Origin of the sequence: Peribacillus sp. NPDC097197 (assembly GCF_050278025.1) — a bacterium.
In the GTDB taxonomy this organism is placed as follows: Bacteria; Bacillota; Bacilli; order Bacillales; family DSM-1321; genus Peribacillus.
In genome coordinates this window covers 18,258-35,489 of sequence record NZ_JBNNST010000023.1, presented here as the reverse complement: position 1 = coordinate 35,489, position 17,232 = coordinate 18,258, and the positions used below count along the sequence as shown (strand labels likewise).

The 17,232-nt window shown below is 40.7% G+C and carries 17 protein-coding genes and 2 tRNA genes; 2 read left to right on the top strand and 17 right to left on the bottom strand.

What is annotated here, in order from left to right:
* The first annotated feature begins 260 nt into the window (after nt 1-260).
* Nucleotides 261-334: transfer RNA gene (locus tag ACQKL6_RS19640), tRNA-Met, on the top strand.
* Nucleotides 335-350: 16 nt separating this feature from the next.
* A tRNA-Glu gene (locus tag ACQKL6_RS19635) sits at nt 351-422 on the top strand.
* Between the two features lie 224 nt (nt 423-646).
* Here ACQKL6_RS19635 and ACQKL6_RS19630 read toward each other — a convergent pair.
* The 17 genes from ACQKL6_RS19630 to purR all read right to left on the bottom strand — a co-directional run bounded on the left by ACQKL6_RS19630 (nt 647) and on the right by purR (nt 17,214).
* Nucleotides 647-1,105, bottom strand: coding sequence for a S1 domain-containing RNA-binding protein (locus tag ACQKL6_RS19630; protein WP_402875930.1), 459 nt, complete (start codon nt 1,103-1,105; stop codon nt 647-649).
* A gap of 79 nt (nt 1,106-1,184) precedes the next feature.
* A complete protein-coding gene (locus tag ACQKL6_RS19625; protein ID WP_402875928.1) occupies nt 1,185-1,571 on the bottom strand; it encodes an FtsB family cell division protein in 387 nt (128 codons plus the stop codon).
* Between the two features lie 14 nt (nt 1,572-1,585).
* On the bottom strand, nt 1,586-2,218 hold the full coding sequence (gene yabQ, locus ACQKL6_RS19620) for a spore cortex biosynthesis protein YabQ (protein WP_402875926.1): 633 nt from the start codon (nt 2,216-2,218) through the stop codon (nt 1,586-1,588).
* On the bottom strand, nt 2,215-2,523 hold the full coding sequence (gene yabP / locus ACQKL6_RS19615; RefSeq protein WP_402875924.1) for a sporulation protein YabP: 309 nt from the start codon (nt 2,521-2,523) through the stop codon (nt 2,215-2,217). The genes yabQ and yabP overlap by 4 nt, the downstream gene beginning before the upstream one ends.
* A 73-nt stretch (nt 2,524-2,596) precedes the next feature.
* A complete protein-coding gene (locus tag ACQKL6_RS19610) occupies nt 2,597-2,860 on the bottom strand; it encodes an RNA-binding S4 domain-containing protein (RefSeq protein ID WP_402875960.1) in 264 nt (87 codons plus the stop codon).
* Between the two features lie 25 nt (nt 2,861-2,885).
* Nucleotides 2,886-4,364, bottom strand: coding sequence for a nucleoside triphosphate pyrophosphohydrolase (gene mazG, locus ACQKL6_RS19605; RefSeq protein WP_402875922.1), 1,479 nt, complete (start codon nt 4,362-4,364; stop codon nt 2,886-2,888).
* Nucleotides 4,351-5,982, bottom strand: coding sequence for a putative polysaccharide biosynthesis protein (locus ACQKL6_RS19600; RefSeq protein ID WP_402875920.1), 1,632 nt, complete (start codon nt 5,980-5,982; stop codon nt 4,351-4,353). The genes mazG and ACQKL6_RS19600 overlap by 14 nt, the downstream gene beginning before the upstream one ends.
* A 216-nt stretch (nt 5,983-6,198) precedes the next feature.
* Nucleotides 6,199-6,735, bottom strand: a complete 537-nt coding sequence (spoVT, locus tag ACQKL6_RS19595) for a stage V sporulation protein T (RefSeq protein ID WP_402875918.1) — start codon at nt 6,733-6,735, stop codon at nt 6,199-6,201.
* Nucleotides 6,736-6,919: 184 nt separating this feature from the next.
* On the bottom strand, nt 6,920-10,456 hold the full coding sequence (mfd, locus tag ACQKL6_RS19590) for a transcription-repair coupling factor (RefSeq protein WP_427651775.1): 3,537 nt from the start codon (nt 10,454-10,456) through the stop codon (nt 6,920-6,922).
* 151 nt (nt 10,457-10,607) lie between these two features.
* The gene (locus tag ACQKL6_RS19585) at nt 10,608-10,838 is read right to left on the bottom strand and encodes an anti-sigma-F factor Fin (RefSeq protein ID WP_402875914.1); all 231 of its coding nucleotides are present in this window, start codon (nt 10,836-10,838) and stop codon (nt 10,608-10,610) included.
* Between the two features lie 107 nt (nt 10,839-10,945).
* Nucleotides 10,946-11,506 carry an aminoacyl-tRNA hydrolase gene (pth, locus tag ACQKL6_RS19580; protein ID WP_402875912.1) on the bottom strand — a complete coding sequence of 187 codons (561 nt, stop codon included), beginning with the start codon at nt 11,504-11,506 and terminating at the stop codon, nt 10,946-10,948.
* Nucleotides 11,507-11,751: 245 nt separating this feature from the next.
* Complete coding sequence (locus tag ACQKL6_RS19575; RefSeq protein ID WP_402875909.1) at nt 11,752-12,390, bottom strand: 50S ribosomal protein L25/general stress protein Ctc; 639 nt, start codon at nt 12,388-12,390, stop codon at nt 11,752-11,754.
* 206 nt (nt 12,391-12,596) lie between these two features.
* The gene (locus ACQKL6_RS19570; protein ID WP_402875907.1) at nt 12,597-13,550 is read right to left on the bottom strand and encodes a ribose-phosphate diphosphokinase; all 954 of its coding nucleotides are present in this window, start codon (nt 13,548-13,550) and stop codon (nt 12,597-12,599) included.
* Between the two features lie 15 nt (nt 13,551-13,565).
* The gene (glmU, locus tag ACQKL6_RS19565) at nt 13,566-14,939 is read right to left on the bottom strand and encodes a bifunctional UDP-N-acetylglucosamine diphosphorylase/glucosamine-1-phosphate N-acetyltransferase GlmU (RefSeq protein WP_427651774.1); all 1,374 of its coding nucleotides are present in this window, start codon (nt 14,937-14,939) and stop codon (nt 13,566-13,568) included.
* 574 nt (nt 14,940-15,513) lie between these two features.
* Nucleotides 15,514-15,810 carry a septation regulator SpoVG gene (gene spoVG / locus ACQKL6_RS19560; protein WP_034316332.1) on the bottom strand — a complete coding sequence of 99 codons (297 nt, stop codon included), beginning with the start codon at nt 15,808-15,810 and terminating at the stop codon, nt 15,514-15,516.
* A 192-nt stretch (nt 15,811-16,002) separates the two neighbouring features.
* Nucleotides 16,003-16,377 (bottom strand): RidA family protein, encoded by a 375-nt coding sequence (locus tag ACQKL6_RS19555; RefSeq protein WP_402875903.1) that lies wholly within the window; start codon nt 16,375-16,377, stop codon nt 16,003-16,005.
* A 12-nt stretch (nt 16,378-16,389) separates the two neighbouring features.
* A complete protein-coding gene (gene purR, locus ACQKL6_RS19550) occupies nt 16,390-17,214 on the bottom strand; it encodes a pur operon repressor (RefSeq protein WP_402875902.1) in 825 nt (274 codons plus the stop codon).
* Nucleotides 17,215-17,232: the final 18 nt, after the last annotated feature.

Here is a 17,232-nt window from a genome sequence, read left to right as displayed (position 1 = left end):
TTATAAGTCATACTAAAAAACGTTCGACGAAATTCTTCTTGAACGTTCATTTGTATACAGGTTTTTAAACGCTTTTCTTAAATAGAGAAACAGGTGTTCGTTTATTTCTGAAGAAAAGCAAAGTTTTTAGGTTATTTTTGTGGAAAATGCCCTGAATATTTAAGTTAAATTTGGAAAGTGACATTTTTTCTTTTTTCTGTTGACAATCCTCTAGCACGACTGTAAGATATAACTTGTGCTTCAGTAGCACTTATCATTATGGCGGCGTAGCTCAGCTGGCTAGAGCGTACGGTTCATACCCGTGAGGTCGGGGGTTCGATCCCCTCTGCCGCTATCTTTTTACTAATTCTGGCCCGTTGGTCAAGCGGTTAAGACACCGCCCTTTCACGGCGGTAACACGGGTTCGATTCCCGTACGGGTCATCCCATAAAAAAAAGCGCCTCGGTTCCCTCTTCATTAGGAGAGTAAACCGAGGCGCTTTTTAGTTGGCATAAGTCTTTTTGCCATAGCTAAGATCAGTTTTTTGAACCTATCACTATATTAAAAGAAGGCAAGCCTAGTAGGCTTGCCTTTATCCATGATCTATATTTGTATTCATACTATGAATTATTAACAGAAACGTTGCTAATCCATTTCAGCAGCAAGTTTATCCGCGTCTTCCTCCGCGCCCTCCACGCTTTGTTTCGGTGCTTCGCTTGAGTGTCGTTAAGCGGTCTTCGCTATCCTTTAAGAATTTAGCCATTTTTTGCTCAAAGTTTTCCTTAGGTTGAAAACCATTCCCTTTAGAACGAGAGTCTTTCGAACGATTATCATTCCCTCTTCCCTGGCGCGGACGTGGTGTATACGCAGGTTTTCTCTCTCCCTCAGGTCGGTCTATTGCTTTTTTTATGGATAAGCCAATTTTACCGTCCTTTTCCACATTGATGACTTTCACTTCAACTATGTCCCCAACCTTCAAATGGTCATTAATATCTTTGACATAATTATCCGCTACTTCACTGATATGGACAAGACCCGTAGAACCCTCGGCTAACTCTACAAATGCACCAAAATTAGTAATGCCCGTTACTTTTCCTTGTAACTTGCTGCCTACTTCGATTGACATAAAAAAAATGTTCCTCCTTAGAAATGTTAAAAAATCTCTTCACTTATATTATAGCTAAAGTAAAAAAATAGTGTCAATATTAGTCGCTATCTTCCTTCGCCTTTGGAAGGTTGAAGATGACTTCACCCTTATCTGATAGGAAGTAATCCCTTCTCGCGATCTTTGCGATGTACTCCTCATCATTCAGTTTTACGATCTCTTCTTTAAGAAGTGACTCTTTCTTTTCCATTTTCGCTAACTTTCCTTCTAGTTCTTCCTTTTGCTGTACTTTTTCATCTAAGGCAATATTCTGCGTAACGAGAGTGGACACAGCCACAATCAAAAAGATAGCAGCGAAAACGGAATATAGCGTTAGTCGGCGGACTAAACCACGTTTCTTTTTTTTGACTGTTTGTACCTTTTTCTCTTGTTGAGCGACATAAGGATTTTCGATTTTTGCTACATTCCTTTTCTTGAGGCTGCTCATGGTCCTATCACTCCTCATTTTCTTCTTTTTCTCCATTTATGGATTGTCTCACTAATAGAATTCTTCATTTTCAATAAAATCCCTTTGCCTTTATTATAAAACTTCTCGCCATTTTTTGTAACAAAAACCGGAAATAAATTCCACATTTTTAAAAATATCCATTTTAGAGGCTTCCAGAATATATTTAATACAAAGAGAATCACTTTACCTATCCCTTTTAAAAGCGTTCCGACACCCTTGCCTATCCCCATGATGAATACAAATATGGTCATGATGATCCATTTAATTGGCTCAAATAGTACCAGGCGGACCAGTTCTGTTAGAAATCTAAACAGCTTGACCACCAAAGAAATGACAAATGACAATAATCGAAGATACAAATCTTTAAAAAGAGCTTGGTAGGCAGAAAATCCGCATAATAAGGCCAAAAATAAATAGAGGCGTAGCTCACCCTCATTCACTAAAAACAGGACATAAAAAATGACTAGGCCTTGAATGATCCAGAAAAGAAAGTCATGGAGGAAAACAATCCACTTATTCCTCTCTGAACGCTTCAAGAAATGGTTATACGTATCTAGGGCAGCACCAAACAAACTGCCCATTCCAATCATCGCAAGCAACGTATAAAATTGAATCGTCAGGGTCATTTGAACAATTTGCCAAAGAAGCCTTTAGCTTTCTCCCCAGATTGTTCATCTAAGTATACGAGGTCAAATACCTTCCCCTTGATTGAAACAATCCCTTTATCCACATCTAGATTCTTCATTTGTAAATTTTGTCCACGAATAGATAAGAAGCCCATGGATGTTTCAAGCAGAAACTCTTCGTTATCGAAACTTTCCACTTGTTTCACCCCGGTAATATCCAATAAACGACGGCCCTTCATCGTGACATCATGTTCCTGAATCGTTCCTTTTGTATAACCAGCATTTGGATCAATATATTGGCTCATTTCCATCCCTCACAATACCATTGATTTTGTACAAGTGTATGTGCAGATGGGATGAATTAGAACAAGCCTGTCCCTACTCTTCTGCCAGCTTTTCTTCCTTAATGATTGAAAACATCTCGGCGGCTGCTTCTTTCTTCGTCGTTTCCTGGATTTTCTCTACGCGGACGGTAACCAACTTTTGACCAAAACGCACCGTTAATTCGTCACCCTCTTTTACATTTGAACTCGCCTTTGCCTGTTGCCCATTGATGGTGATACGACCTTTATCCGCAACTTCTTTCGCAAGGGTCCTTCGCTTGATTAATCTTGATACCTTAAGGAATTTATCTAATCTCATTGGCATGTTTACATCCCCTTATAATTTAAAGTCCTTTTGCTTTGGCTTCATTCCAATAGGAATCCAATTCCTCCAGTGTATAATCAGAGAAATTCTTTTCCTCCTTTTTGATACATTCTTCTATATATGTAAACCGTTTATAAAACTTAAGATTTGCCTTATGGACAGCTTCTTCCGCTTGTATGTCATAATAGCGCGAAACATTGACAAGCGCAAAAAAGAGGTCGCCCAATTCGGACTTTATCCGATCTTTATTTGGGTTAGGATCCTTCATTTCGTCTTCAAATTCTTGCACTTCTTCTATAACCTTTTTCCATGCTTCGGAAACCTCTCCCCAGTCGAACCCGACCTTCGCTGCCCTTTTCTGATAATCCTCGGCACGAAGCAAGTTTGGCAGTGATTTCTCCACACCATCTAAAAGGGAGACATCCCTGTCTGCGTCTTGTCCGTTTTCTTCTTCTTTGATTTTCTGCCAGTTCACTAAAACGTCTTCCTCGCCACTCACTTCTACATCTCCGAACACATGAGGATGGCGCCGGACCATTTTAGCCGAAATCCCGCCAATTATATCATCTATAGTGAACATGCCTTCATCTTCACCAATTTGCGCGTGAAGCATCACTTGTAGCAGCACGTCCCCCAATTCCCCAATCATTCCTTCATCATCTTCTTCATCGATTGAGTCTATCAGTTCATAAGCCTCTTCTATTAAATATTTTTTTAGGCTATCATGTGTTTGTTTCTTATCCCACGGACATCCATCAGGTCCTCTAAGCTGCGCAATGATTTGACGAAGCTTGGAAAATTCCCGGTACTGCAAGGCCTCTTCTTTAACGGGCGGTACATAAACACTCGTTAGGTTGCTCAGTTCCATTTGCCGATCTAACTCATAAAGCGCACATTGGGTAACCTTTTCCTCGCTACTTCCTGCCGCTGTTACGATATACACTGTATAGTCATCAGGAAGCTTCTCCATCAGCGTCAATTTCACGTTAGAAGCACTGAAGGCATCGTATACCTGCCCGATGATCATGTGTTGCCGGATATGTAAGTCGTCCGGGGAAAGATCCGTTCCATCCAGAAGTTGAAATCCTTCAATCGGGTCAATCTTCACGGCCTGGAATAGAGGATCAAGGAAGCTTTGACCACCTTCAAGCTTAATGGCAACTCCACGGTCCGGTCCTTTCTCCAGTAAGAGCTGGACCGTCTTCTCGGCAACCATCGGGTGGCCTGGTACAGCGTATAGAACAGGACCATTCATGGCTTCGCTTAATAACGTCTCTGATATTTCCTCGTATACAGCTTCGAACTGGTCATGTTTTTCATATATTGAATCAAAAGAAAGGAACTTAGTTCCTAGCGCCGTCAAATCCGTGATGACCGGGTGGTCCATTGTCCGGACGAAGCATTCCTTTGTTTGAGTCAGTTTCTTATAGATTCCATATGGGAGCTGGTCTAAATCGCCCGCACCAAGACCTATAATCGTTATCTCATTCGTCAACATTTTCAGTACCTCGATTCTTCTTTTTAATAAGCCGTTTAACTTTTAACCCTGCTGGTATCAAGGCAAGCTCCTCTTCCGTGAACAACCCAGTACGGATGATCATGAATAAGAAGATCACCGCTCCCATGCCCACTCCGCCTAATGCTTGGAATGTAGCAAGCATCCTACTTTCTTCAGGTGGCATCACCCAGCGGAATGCTTCATTGAATAGCAGGACTGCCAATCCCATGCAAGCCGTACTTCCTAAAATAATATACAGGTGCCTCTTTTCAAATAAAGGCTTTTTGATATGTACCTTTACTACTATATAAAACAAAATCGTCATGATAAAGAAAGCCAGAACGGTAGCACATGCCGCCCCTGCAATGTGATAGCGAGGGATAAGGGCAAGATCTAATAGCCACTTGCTCCCTACCCCGATTAGCGTGATGATTACCGGGGCTACCGAATGACCCAGACATTGTATCACCGCAGCTTTTGCCATGATTAGTGACGTAAATAATATCGATATGGAATAGATGGCTAAGGTGACTGTACCTTTTGAGTCTGTGAACAACATGTAATTGACCGGTCTCATCGTTGCCATCAAACCCACGGCGGCAGCCAATCCAATCGTTGCACTCACACGCAACACCAATCTAACCTTTCCTAGAATTTCTTGATCATTACGGTCCCGGACAAACCCGGAGATAACAGGGACAAGCGCCAATGCAAAAGAGTTCGCCACGACGGTCCCCAACTGAAGCAAAGGTTGTCCCCGGTCATAGACCCCTTTCCACCCTTTGGCTTCTCCTTCACCCATCCCGGACCCTCTCAATAGCGAGTAGAGGTGAAAGGAATCCACAAATTGAAACAGGATGAGTATAAGCCCGGTCACACAAAAGGCGAAACCTTGAAAGATTAAGCTCCTGGAAATACGAATGAAGTGGGGCCTCTTAACACCCATTGGCTTAAACAGCTTCCACTCCCGTCTCAAAAGCACGAAGGCAAACAACAGAACAAGCCCCGATATCCCTCCCGTAATCGAACCGAAGACCGCGCCCTTACCGACATCATACAGAGAATAGCCCATATGCACAAACAGTGTCGATAATACAAGGATGGTTACAACCCGGATACTTTGTTCAGCGACCTGGGAGCCAGCCGTTGGAATCATATCATTTTTCCCTTGAAAGAATCCTCTTAAAACGGATGAAAACGGCATGAGTAAATAGGAAAATGCTATGATTTTCAAAAGCCCTGATAACTCTGGGTCTCTCATGATCCCCGCAATCCAATCCGCTCCGAGAAATAGAGCCATGAATAACAATAAACCGATGGAACCTAAAACAACCAAAGCAGTCGACAGAATGTCTTTTATCGTGTAGTCATTTTCGGAAGAGCCCCGTTCTGCAATGAGTTTTGATATAACAACGGGAAAACCAAGCGTAGAGAGTGTCAAAGCCACTCCGTAAAAAGGATATACCTGTTGATAAATATAGAACCCGATATCCCCGGCGACATTTTGATATGGAATGCGATAGGCTGCACTCAAAATTTTCACGATAATGGCCGCAGCACTTAAAATCAAGGCTCCTCGAAAGATGTCCCTTGAAGTTTTATAAGGCTTTTCAGCCATTCTTTTTCCCCTTTTCACTTATATGTGGTTGTTATTATAGCACAATTTGTAGAAGTTATTTTACTTACAGGGTCCCCTCCTCTTAACACGATCCTCCAGCAAAAGCACGACTCCATTTATTCATGGGACTCCCTGTTATGATCTTTTTTTAAAAGAACAAAAAGGACAGCGATCGCTGCCCTTTACACATCCATATATATAATTGCATTTCCTGACTTACTGTTCCATTTGCCTTGCAAGGAAACTAGCTGCTGTTTCAACCGACTTCTGTTCAACTTCACCTAATGCGCCATCTTTAGAGAAAATCAGAACCGCACCTATCGGGTCACCACTGGCTATGATCGGAGCTGCTGCATAAGATTGAACTTCTTCATCATTTGAATCCACGAAGGAAATTTGTCCATTCGGTGATTCAAGGACAGGATTTCTTTCCTCCATGATTTTTTCTACCAAGTCACTGATGCTTTTATTTAAATAGTCCTTTTTAGACCCGCCCGCTACAGCAATGTAAGTATCACGATCACATATCATAACTGGATTTCCTAGGCTATCATATATTGCTTCTGCATATTCTCTTGCAAAATCACCTAGTTCACTAATAGGGGAGTATTTCTTTAGAATGACTTCTCCATCTCTGTCCACGAAGATTTCTAATGGGTCACCTTCACGGATGCGGAGAGTCCTTCGAATTTCTTTTGGGATGACAACTCTACCTAAATCATCAATTCGCCGAACGATACCAGTTGCTTTCATCTAATGTTGCCTCACTTTCATCTAATTGATTTGATATATCCTCTTTTGTAAAGCAAAAACATCACCAGCTATTGAACTTAGTATTTTTCTAATGGTAAGTTCTATACACTTTGAAAAAATATTTCTTTTTGATGTATTTTTTATAAGTGTGCCAGAAGGCTTCTTCAAGAGAACCATCTTCTCATTAATTTTTTGTCGCTTGTATTTCTTTTTTGACGAACTGGAGGCCTTTGGTCATCTCGAAAAGTATAGGTAACCACTTGGTTTGTTCTACACCTTTTATGTGCAGAACAAGTTTCATTCGATTACCGTCCATACCGAAGCCAACCATACGGCCGTATTTCGAGCCAAGCTCAAAGACCTTTTGACCGTCCACGATGCTGCTTACTTCTTCCCTAAGGAGGATGGTGATTTCCTGTTTAAGCTGTTTGATGCTCTCAATACCAGCCGTATTAGCAAACACCTTCATTTCAGCGATTAAAAATAGATAAGCAACCTCTTCCGGGTACTCGCCAAATCGATCGAGCATCTCCTCTTTTAATTCCTCAACTTCTTCTAGAGAAGCAACGCCTCTGAACCGTTTATACATTTCTATTTTCTGATGTCCGTCCATTATGTAGGCATCTGGGATGTATGCATCAATTTCAACATCAATTTCAAGTGTAGACTTTTCTTCGATTGGTTTATCCGAACGTTTTGCCTCAACAGCCTCTTGTAACATTTGAGAATATAAATCAAAACCAACTGAATCGATGAATCCATGCTGTTGAGCACCTAATATATTTCCTGCTCCCCTGATGGATAGATCCCGCATGGCAATTTTGAATCCTGATCCTAGTTCGGTGAATTCCTTAATAGATTGGAGACGTTTTTCGGCAACTTCAGTCAACACTTTATCTTTTCTATAAGTAAAGAATGCATAGGCCACCCGATTTGAACGTCCAACTCGTCCCCGTAGCTGATAAAGCTGGGAAAGGCCCATTCTATCTGCTTCATTAACGATGAGCGTATTAACATTGGGAATATCCACACCGGTCTCTATGATGGTTGTGCTTACTAAAACATCATATTCTCCCTCTAGAAAACCAAACATGACGGCTTCTAGCTCCTGCTCGGACATTTGTCCGTGAGCAAAGGTAACGCGGGCATCCGGTACTAACATGGAAATTTCTTCTGCTTTTCTTGCTATATCATCTACCCTATTATATAAAAAATAAACCTGTCCATCTCTCGCTAACTCACGTTCGATTGCTTCTTTGACCAAGCCCCCGTTATACTCCATTACATAGGTCTGGATTGGAAAACGATTTTCCGGAGGTGTCTCTATGACGGATAAATCACGAACACCCAGCATCGACATATGAAGAGTCCTTGGAATAGGCGTAGCAGTCAAAGTCAATACATCGACATTGGTTTTCAATCGTTTTATTTTTTCTTTGTGAGTTACACCGAAGCGTTGTTCCTCATCAATCACCAGCAAGCCTAAATCACGATATACCAAATCCTTAGATAGAATTCTGTGTGTGCCGACAACGATGTCCACTGTGCCAGCTTTTATTCCCTTTATCGTTTCCGTTTGCTGTTTTTTTGTACGGAAGCGACTCATTAGCCCTATGGATATTGGATACTCCTGGAATCTCTCCCTCAATGTTTCATAGTGCTGTTGAGCAAGAATCGTGGTCGGAACAAGGAAAGCGACCTGCTTACCATCCATGATTGCTTTAAAAGCGGCACGAATGGCCACCTCCGTTTTTCCATAACCCACATCACCACATAGCAAACGGTCCATCGGCCTTTCACGTTCCATATCCTTTTTAATCTCGGTAATGGATCGCAGTTGATCTTCCGTTTCATTATAGGCGAATGAAGTTTCGAATTGCCGCTGCATATCGCCGTCAGGGGAAAAGGCATAGCCTTTTGCTGCTTCTCGTTCTGCATAGAGTTTAATTAGATCATCTGCAATGTTCTCCACAGAAGACTGAACCTTACTTTTTACACGTTTCCATTCTGTTCCGCCTAACTTATAAAGCTTCGGTTCTTTACCTTCTGAACCAACATACTTTTGAACAAGGTTAATTTGATCAACAGGAACATATAATTTGTCATCCGCTTGGTACTTGATATGCAGATAGTCCTTATGTACCCCGTTTATCGTTAGCGTTTCAATTCCTAAGTATTTACCAATCCCGTGATTGACATGAACGACGTAATCACCGATTTTCAACTCGGAATAACTTTTGATCCGTTCCGCATTTGATAGTTTTTGCCTGCGAATCGACTTTTTTGTCTTCTTATTAAACAATTCAGTTTCCGTAATAATGCTGAATTTCTGCATTGGCAATTCAAAACCGCTATTAAGGCTGCCGCGTAATATCTGCACCTTTCCAGGAAGGATGCTGTTTGCATCCAGGAGTTCTGCCGCTTCGATATCATAATCTGCTAATATGGAATGGAGCTTTTTTACTCGTTCCTCATCTTGCCCAAGAATGATCACCGTAAAATTCCCTTTTTTCCAACGTTCCAGTTCTGCCTTGAATACATTCATCTGTCCATGGAAATTCTGCATTTGCTTACTGGAAAAATTAAGGATGTTTTGAGGGTTCGTATGCGGCACATGACGTAAAAACAATGAAAGGTACACAAACGGCCGATTTGATTTTGCAATTAATTCATGCATTGGATGGGCCATTTGTATATCATGGATAATCTGCCCCCGACTTATAAGGTCTGTATACCATGTTGCCTCTTCCTTTTCCAAAGAATCATTAAGTTCTTGGATTCTACTGATTTCATCCAGGAACACCAATCCATTTACGGGAAGATAATCTATTAAACTAGCTGGTTTATCATATGCTAAACTTAGGTATTTGAAGATTTGATCAGGCTTATTACCGTCCTTAAGCTGCTCAAGTTCATAGCTGATGGTTTGGACCAATTGTTCTTTCGTTTTTTCATCTTTTACCTTTTTCAAGCTCTTACTTAATCCGCTTTCAAGTTTCGAAATAATGGATTCAATATGAATCGTTTCCAATAGAGCTTCGCTAACCGGGCCGATTGTTACGGTCTGAAGCTTTTTAATGGAGCGCTGATCTTCTGATGAGAACGTTCTAATAGAATCAATCTCCGTATCGAATAACTCAATCCGAATAGGGTCCGGGTCCGTTATCGGATAGATATCGATGATACCGCCCCGGATGCTGAATTCCCCAGGGGAAGACACCATTTCAGCCCGATTGTACCCCATAGCGATGAATTTACCCAATGTGGATTCCAGATTGATTTCTTCACCTAATGTAAAGGAAAGCTGATGCTTCTTCCAAACATCTTTCGGAGGAAGTATTCTGCGGACACCTGGAATCGGTGCAATGACAATTCCTTTCTTACCTTTTGCCCAGAAATTCAATGCTTCTACGCGTTGTGCCCGTAATTCAGGACTGGCCACACTCATGTCTGCAGCAATTAATTCATTGGCTGGATATATAAATAGCTCATCTTCCGGGATAAAACTCGATAAATCCTCCTGGAACTTTTGAGCTTGTAGTAGGTTATGGGTCACTACTAAGATTGGTCTGTTCGTCTTCTCATATACAGATGCCAGCAGAAGTGATCTTGAAGAACCTGTCAAGCCAGATACCATTTGTTCTTTTAATCCTTCGTCTAAGCCTGCTATTAACGAATGAACATCATCTTGTTTAGAGAACAAGTGTTGTAATCCATCCACAGTCTGTCCCTCCTCTCTTGATCATACGTAAATCCTTTTGATTGTATTTACTCTCTCTATAACCGAATCAAACCTATTCTCTATTTTTCAATCCATATATACTAAAATGAACGGAAAAATGCTTTGGATTTTTGTCCAAAGCCCTCTCCCGCTAATGAATAATATAATCGCTTTCATAATATTCTGGGTTATTTTGCAGTGAATTATAACATTCTTCACATATTGCCTTCACATGCATATCCCCTTCGGAATCATAAACGATCATCTCTTGACGGTCTTCATCAGTAAGTTGATTAAACCCCAACTGCTCCGCGGTCAATGCGTCATGCTCAAGTGAACCTAATTTAGTTCCGCAATGCCGGCAACGATAATGGAGAGCCATATTCGATAACCCCCTATTTAATAATACCGTTAGTATGTACTAAAATAGGGGAGATTTATTCAGCGAAACAGAAAGAAATTTCTCCTTAACTTATATCTACTCTAACCTTATTGGTTATATTCGTTCATGACCTGAGTAAATGGTTTTTCTAGCCATGTTTCACAGGCGGCTGCACTTTTTTCGATTGTAGCCCCGACATGATCCCAATCTTCTTTAGAAAAACGGCCCAAGACATAATCAGGCACTGGAATACGACCGACTGGACGGCCAATCCCTATTCTAATTCGATTGAAGTCCTGGGTACCTAAATGGGCAATGGTTGATTTAATCCCATTATGTCCGCCTGCACTTCCTTTTTGACGAAGCCGTACTTTTCCGGGCGGTAAGTCAAGATCATCATAAATGATGATAACATCCGATACGTCCACTTTGAAAAATTGCATGACGGCCGATATGGATTCTCCCGACAAATTCATGTAGGTTAAAGGCTTAAGTAGTAAGACCTTCTCGCCCCGCACCATTCCCACACCATAAATGCCTTTATGCTTGGCTTGGTCAAGTGAAATGGACCAATTTTTAGCTAACTCATCTATCACTTCAAACCCGACATTATGCCGTGTTTTTTCATATTGCTTACCCGGGTTTCCTAACCCTACAAAGATTTTCATGATTCACACTCCGTCATTCCTGATATTTAGAGAGTTACGTTTGACCGAAGATTCTAAAAATCATAAGTGACCTTAGAAAAATAGTACCTTAATTTTAAGTATTTCCGCAAGCGACCGGAGAACTAATTAGAAATTATTTCTAATTAAAACCAATAACTCCTTAACGAATGCAGAGAAGCAAAAAAAGACGCAACTCATAAAGAGCTACGCCTATTATACCATGATTAACTTCTATAATCCCGGCATCATGACTCTGGTGAAGGCTTAGTCTCCCTGCCTTCCTCATTTTCTGGGATTCCACCATCTTGCTGTTCACCTGTACTAATTTCCTCTTCTTGACGAGGTGGTAATACAGAAGCAATGACTTCTTCCCCACTGTTTTCAATTGTGACTTTTTGGTTTGATTGGACGTCAGATATGTAGATTGTTTCACCTACTTGAAGCTCTGTGACATCAACGTCGATTGATTCCGGGATATCATCAGGTCTAGCTGAAACAGTTACCTCATGTAGTGACTGCTGTAGGACGCCACCATCTTTAACCCCTTTGGATGTACCTACGAGATTGATGCGTACCTGTGCTTGTAGTTCTGCTTTCATGTCCACGATTAAGAAATCGGCATGAAATACATGGTTTTTCAACGGATCCTTCTGATAATCAGAAAGCATGACCTGATGTTTAGTTCCTTCTAAATCTAACGAAATAATTCCGTTACGGCCCACTTCTTTTATTGTTTTTTGGAAATCCGCGTTGTTGACTGAAATGGCTGTGCTGCCATTTTTATTCCCATATACGACGGCCGGAATTTCTCCGCTTTCCCTTAAGTCCTTTAAATTAGAATGTTTAGTCCCCTTACGTTCTTTAGCTACTAATAGATTACTCATACATCCTCCGCCTTCCTGAATATAAAATATTACAGTTTCACTATATATTTAAATCTTCCCTTATCAGAGAAAGATTAAACATATATTGGCACGCTAGAAATACGACTCCAAAAAAGAATAAGGGGGAGTAGGGAGAACTTTTTTAAAAACCAGAGAATAAAAAAATGGCGGACCATAAGGCCCACCATGTTTTTTAAAACTGACTATTAATCGAACAATGTACTAACAGATTGTTCTTCATGCACACGAATGATCGCCTCAGCAATCAATGGAGCCACAGACAATTCAACAATTTTATCAATTTTCTTTTCTTCAGAAAGGACAATTGAGTTTGTGATGACTAATTCTTTGATTGATGAATTTTGAATGCGCTCAATAGCTGGACCTGAAAGGACCGGGTGAGTACAACATGCATACACTTCTTTAGCTCCATGCTCTACAAGGGCATTCGCTGCAAGTGTAATGGTTCCTGCTGTATCGATGATGTCATCAATCAGAATAGCTGTTTTTCCTTCTATGTTACCGATGATGTTCATTACTTCAGCCACATTTGGTCTTGGACGGCGTTTATCGATAATAGCAATCGGTGCTTTTAAACGATCCGCCATTTTACGGGCACGTGTCACACCACCATGGTCAGGAGAAACAATGACGATATCTTCAAGATTTTTTTCTTTGAAGAAGTCAGACAAGATTGGAACCGCTACTAGGTGATCAATTAAAATATCGAAGAAACCTTGAATTTGCGGTGCGTGAAGATCTAATGTAATAACTCGGTGTGCGCCAGCTGTTTCTAATAGATTTGCTACTAGCTTAGCTGTGATCGGCTCACGTGCGCGTGCTTTACGATCTTGGCGTGCATATCCATAATAAGGCATAACGATGTTAATCGTTTTTGCCGAAGCACGTTTTAAAGCATCAATCATGATTAAAAGTTCCATCAAGTTCTCATTTACAGGCTGGCTCGTTGATTGAATGACATAAACGTCACACCCACGAATACTTTCTTCTATGTTAATTTGAACTTCACCATCACTGAAACTCGTTACGGTACATTTTCCAAGTTCAACGCCAATTGTTGCGGCAATTTCTTGGGCTAAACCAAAGTTTGAATTCAAAGAGAATACTTTTAAATTAGGATCTAAATACTGATTTGACATGATGACCTCCGTGGGTTAGTTATTGAATTTTAATTTTTTCACATAATCTTCTTTGTTAACTTGACGTGCCCGGGCAACTGACAGAGCTTCCTGCGGTACATCCTTGGTGATTGTTGACCCCGCAGCAACATATGCTCCTTTTGCAATCGTTACAGGCGCAACGAGATTTGAATTGCAGCCAATAAAGACATCGTCTTCAATTTTCGTCAAATATTTGTTTTTACCGTCATAATTCACGGTAATAGATCCACAGCCTATATTAACATTCTCTCCAACCTCAGCATCCCCTATATAACTCAAATGAGAGGCTTTGCTTCCTTTTCCGAATACGGACTTTTTAATTTCGACAAAATTTCCGATTTTCACGGAATCTTGTATATCCGATTCCGGTCTGATATGCGCAAACGGGCCGACTTTCACAGTGTTACCAATTTGGCTATCCTGTGCAACCGATTGGCGAATTTCCGTTCCATTCCCGATTACACAATTTATGATTTCCGATTGTGGGCCAACCTGGCAATCTGTTCCGATAACACTTCGCCCTTTAATCATTGTACCAGGATAAATGATTGAATCCTGGCCAATTTTCACATCGGATTCAATATACGTCGTAAGCGGATCAACGATTGTGACGCCATTTCTCATGTGCAACTCATTGATGCGTTTCCGTAATATTTGTTCCGCCTGTGATAAAGCGACGCGGTCGTTTACACCTAAAGTTTCGTCGAAGTTACTTGATTGAAAGGCCGTAACTGTTTCGCCTGCTTGTTTTAAGATTTCAATAACATCCGGTAAATAGTATTCACCTTGGACATTTTCATTTGAAACTTTTTTCAGTGCGCTAAATAAGGCCTGATTGTCGAAACAATATGTTCCCGTATTAATTTCCTTAACATATCGTTCTTCAACAGAAGCATCCTTATGCTCGACAATTTTTTCGACAAGTCCATTTTCACTACGTAAGACTCTGCCATATCCATCTGGCTGATCTGCATACGCTGTCAGAATGGTTGCCTTCGCCTGGCTTTTTTCATGTAAAGCGATAAGCGCTTCCATCGTTTCTGCTTTGATTAAGGGCGTATCCCCACAAATAACAAGTGTTATTCCACTTTTACCTGCTAATACGCTTTCCGCCTGCATAACAGCATGTGCCGTACCTAATTGTTGCTCTTGCAAGGCGTACTTGCATGAATCCCCAAGTTGTTCTTGTACTTTTTCTGCTCCATGCCCAATAACTGTTACAATATCTTCTATTTGAAGTTGATTGACTTGATCGATAACATGTTGTACCATTGGTTTTCCGCAAACAGGGTGTAAAACCTTGTAAAGCTTAGATTTCATCCTAGTGCCTTGCCCAGCGGCCAAAATTATTGCATAGCGATTACTCATAACAGGCCTCCATTTTCACCTTTTTATCCATTAAAAATATTATCTTAAATAAGGATTCTTTTCAAGGTAACATTTGAAAGTAGATGATAATGTTAACCTCTGTCCATCAGACCTTTGACCTTAATATGGGAATAAAAACTAATTAAAATTCCCCCATTCATTATAATCCCCTTTGCAAAATGAGCTGCATTTCTCTCACCCATGTACGTGAAAAGCGACTATCAAGTAGCAGGTCCATTCCCTGAAATGCTATAACACCCGCGTTTATACAGTGATTCCATTCCTTATTTCCCTATGTAAAAGTAATGCTTTCAATGCGGCGAATGCCCTTGTAATGACCATCAATCACAATTGATCAATTTTTACTTTAATGGTAAGTAATTATTTTTCTTATAAAAAATAAAATTTACTAAAAAAAATGTTTATACATAAAACAAAAGGGGTATTTGTAATTTTGAAGATAGTACCAGTTACTTTTCTAGATTCAATATTTACAAGTCATAAAAATAAAAAAGAGCACTACTTAAGAAGTAGGCTCTGGTTGCACTTATTTATAATGGACCATGTAAAACACTTAAGAAGCTCCTGCTCCTGCTTCCTCTAATTCGGTTTCAAGTTCTCCTAAACGATGATATTCTGTCAAGACAGCTTCTTGAATTTTCCCGCGTGTGGAAGAATTAATCGGATGCGCAATATCACGGAATTCCCCATCTGGAGTACGTTTACTTGGCATAGCCACAAATAAACCATTATTTCCGTCAATTACTCGAATATCATGAACCACAAATTCATTATCGAGTGTAATTGATGCGATTGCTCTCATACGACCATCCGTATTCACACGGCGTAATCTTACGTCAGTAACTTCCATTTAAGCTCACCATCCCTTTTAGTTGTTAAATCTTAAAGTACATATTCAACAAATAAACGGGAAATCCTTCTATTATCTGTAAGTTTTTTAGAAAATTAAGCCTAGTTTTGAAAAAACATTAAAAACATCCTGAAAATACTGGAAAAGTACCCACTACAATCCCCCTAGAAAAGGCAAAAAAAAAGAGCCCGTTTATTTAACGAGCGCAATCACTTCTATTTCCACAAGAGCATCCTTAGGCAAACGTGCGACCTCTACGCAAGACCGCGCCGGTTTATGTGTAGAAAAATACTCTCCATATACCTCATTAATCGAACTGAAGTCATCCATGCTTTTAATGAATACCGTCGTTTTAATGACTGTGTCTAAAGTAGCACCTGCCTCTTTCAATACAGCCTGAAGATTCCTAAATACCTGATGCGTCTGTTCTTTTACGTCTCCATTCACCATTTCCCCGGAAGCAGTAAGAGGAATTTGACCCGAACTATAGAATAAACTTTCCACAATGATACCCTGTGAATATGGACCGATTGCTGCTGGTGCTTCATTCGTGTGTACTTTTTTCATGAAAAATCCCCCTTAATCCCTTTTAGTAAAATAGTTTCCACGACTAACGTTTATCTTTTTATCTCTTTCAACAACCTGCGTCAGCTTGATTAATGACACATAATCCTCCACGAGACACTCTTCCGTATGTTCGGACTCTACGAGGACAGCAATCCCGGCAACAGTCGCCTTAAATTCATCCAGAAGGCTTACCATCCCGTTGATTGTCCCTCCTGCCTTCATGAAATCATCCACAATCAGCACATTCGATCCCTCAACCAAGCTTCTCTTTGAAAGGACCATTGTCTGGATTCTTTTAGACGAGCCAGAGACATAGTTGATACTAACGGTAGAGCCTTCTGTCACCTTATTATTCCTTCTTACTATGACGACGGGAACATTCAAATAGTTCGCCACCGCGTATGCTAATGATATCCCTTTAGTAGCCATCGTCATTATAACCGAGACATTTTTCTTGGCATACATGGAAGCGATGATCCGGCCGACCTTATTCACAGTTTGCGGGTGACCTAAGATATCGGTCATATATAGGTAGCCGCCCGGTAATAGTCTTTCAGGACTAGCGATTGTTTCACAAAGCTCATCTATAAAGGTATCGGCTTCCTCCCGTTTAATGGAAACGATATACTTTACGCCACCCGCGGCACCCGGTACGGTCGTCAAAGAACCTATTCCTCTTTGCTCAAAGGTATCCTTGATGATCGTCAAATCCTCACTTATTGAAGACTTGGCAGAACTGTACCTCTCAGCAAAATAGGTCAGTGAAACGAGTTCCCCTGGATGTTCTAATAAATAATTGGTCATATCGACTAGCCTCTCGCTGCGACGAAATTTCATTTGTAACACACCCTCTGT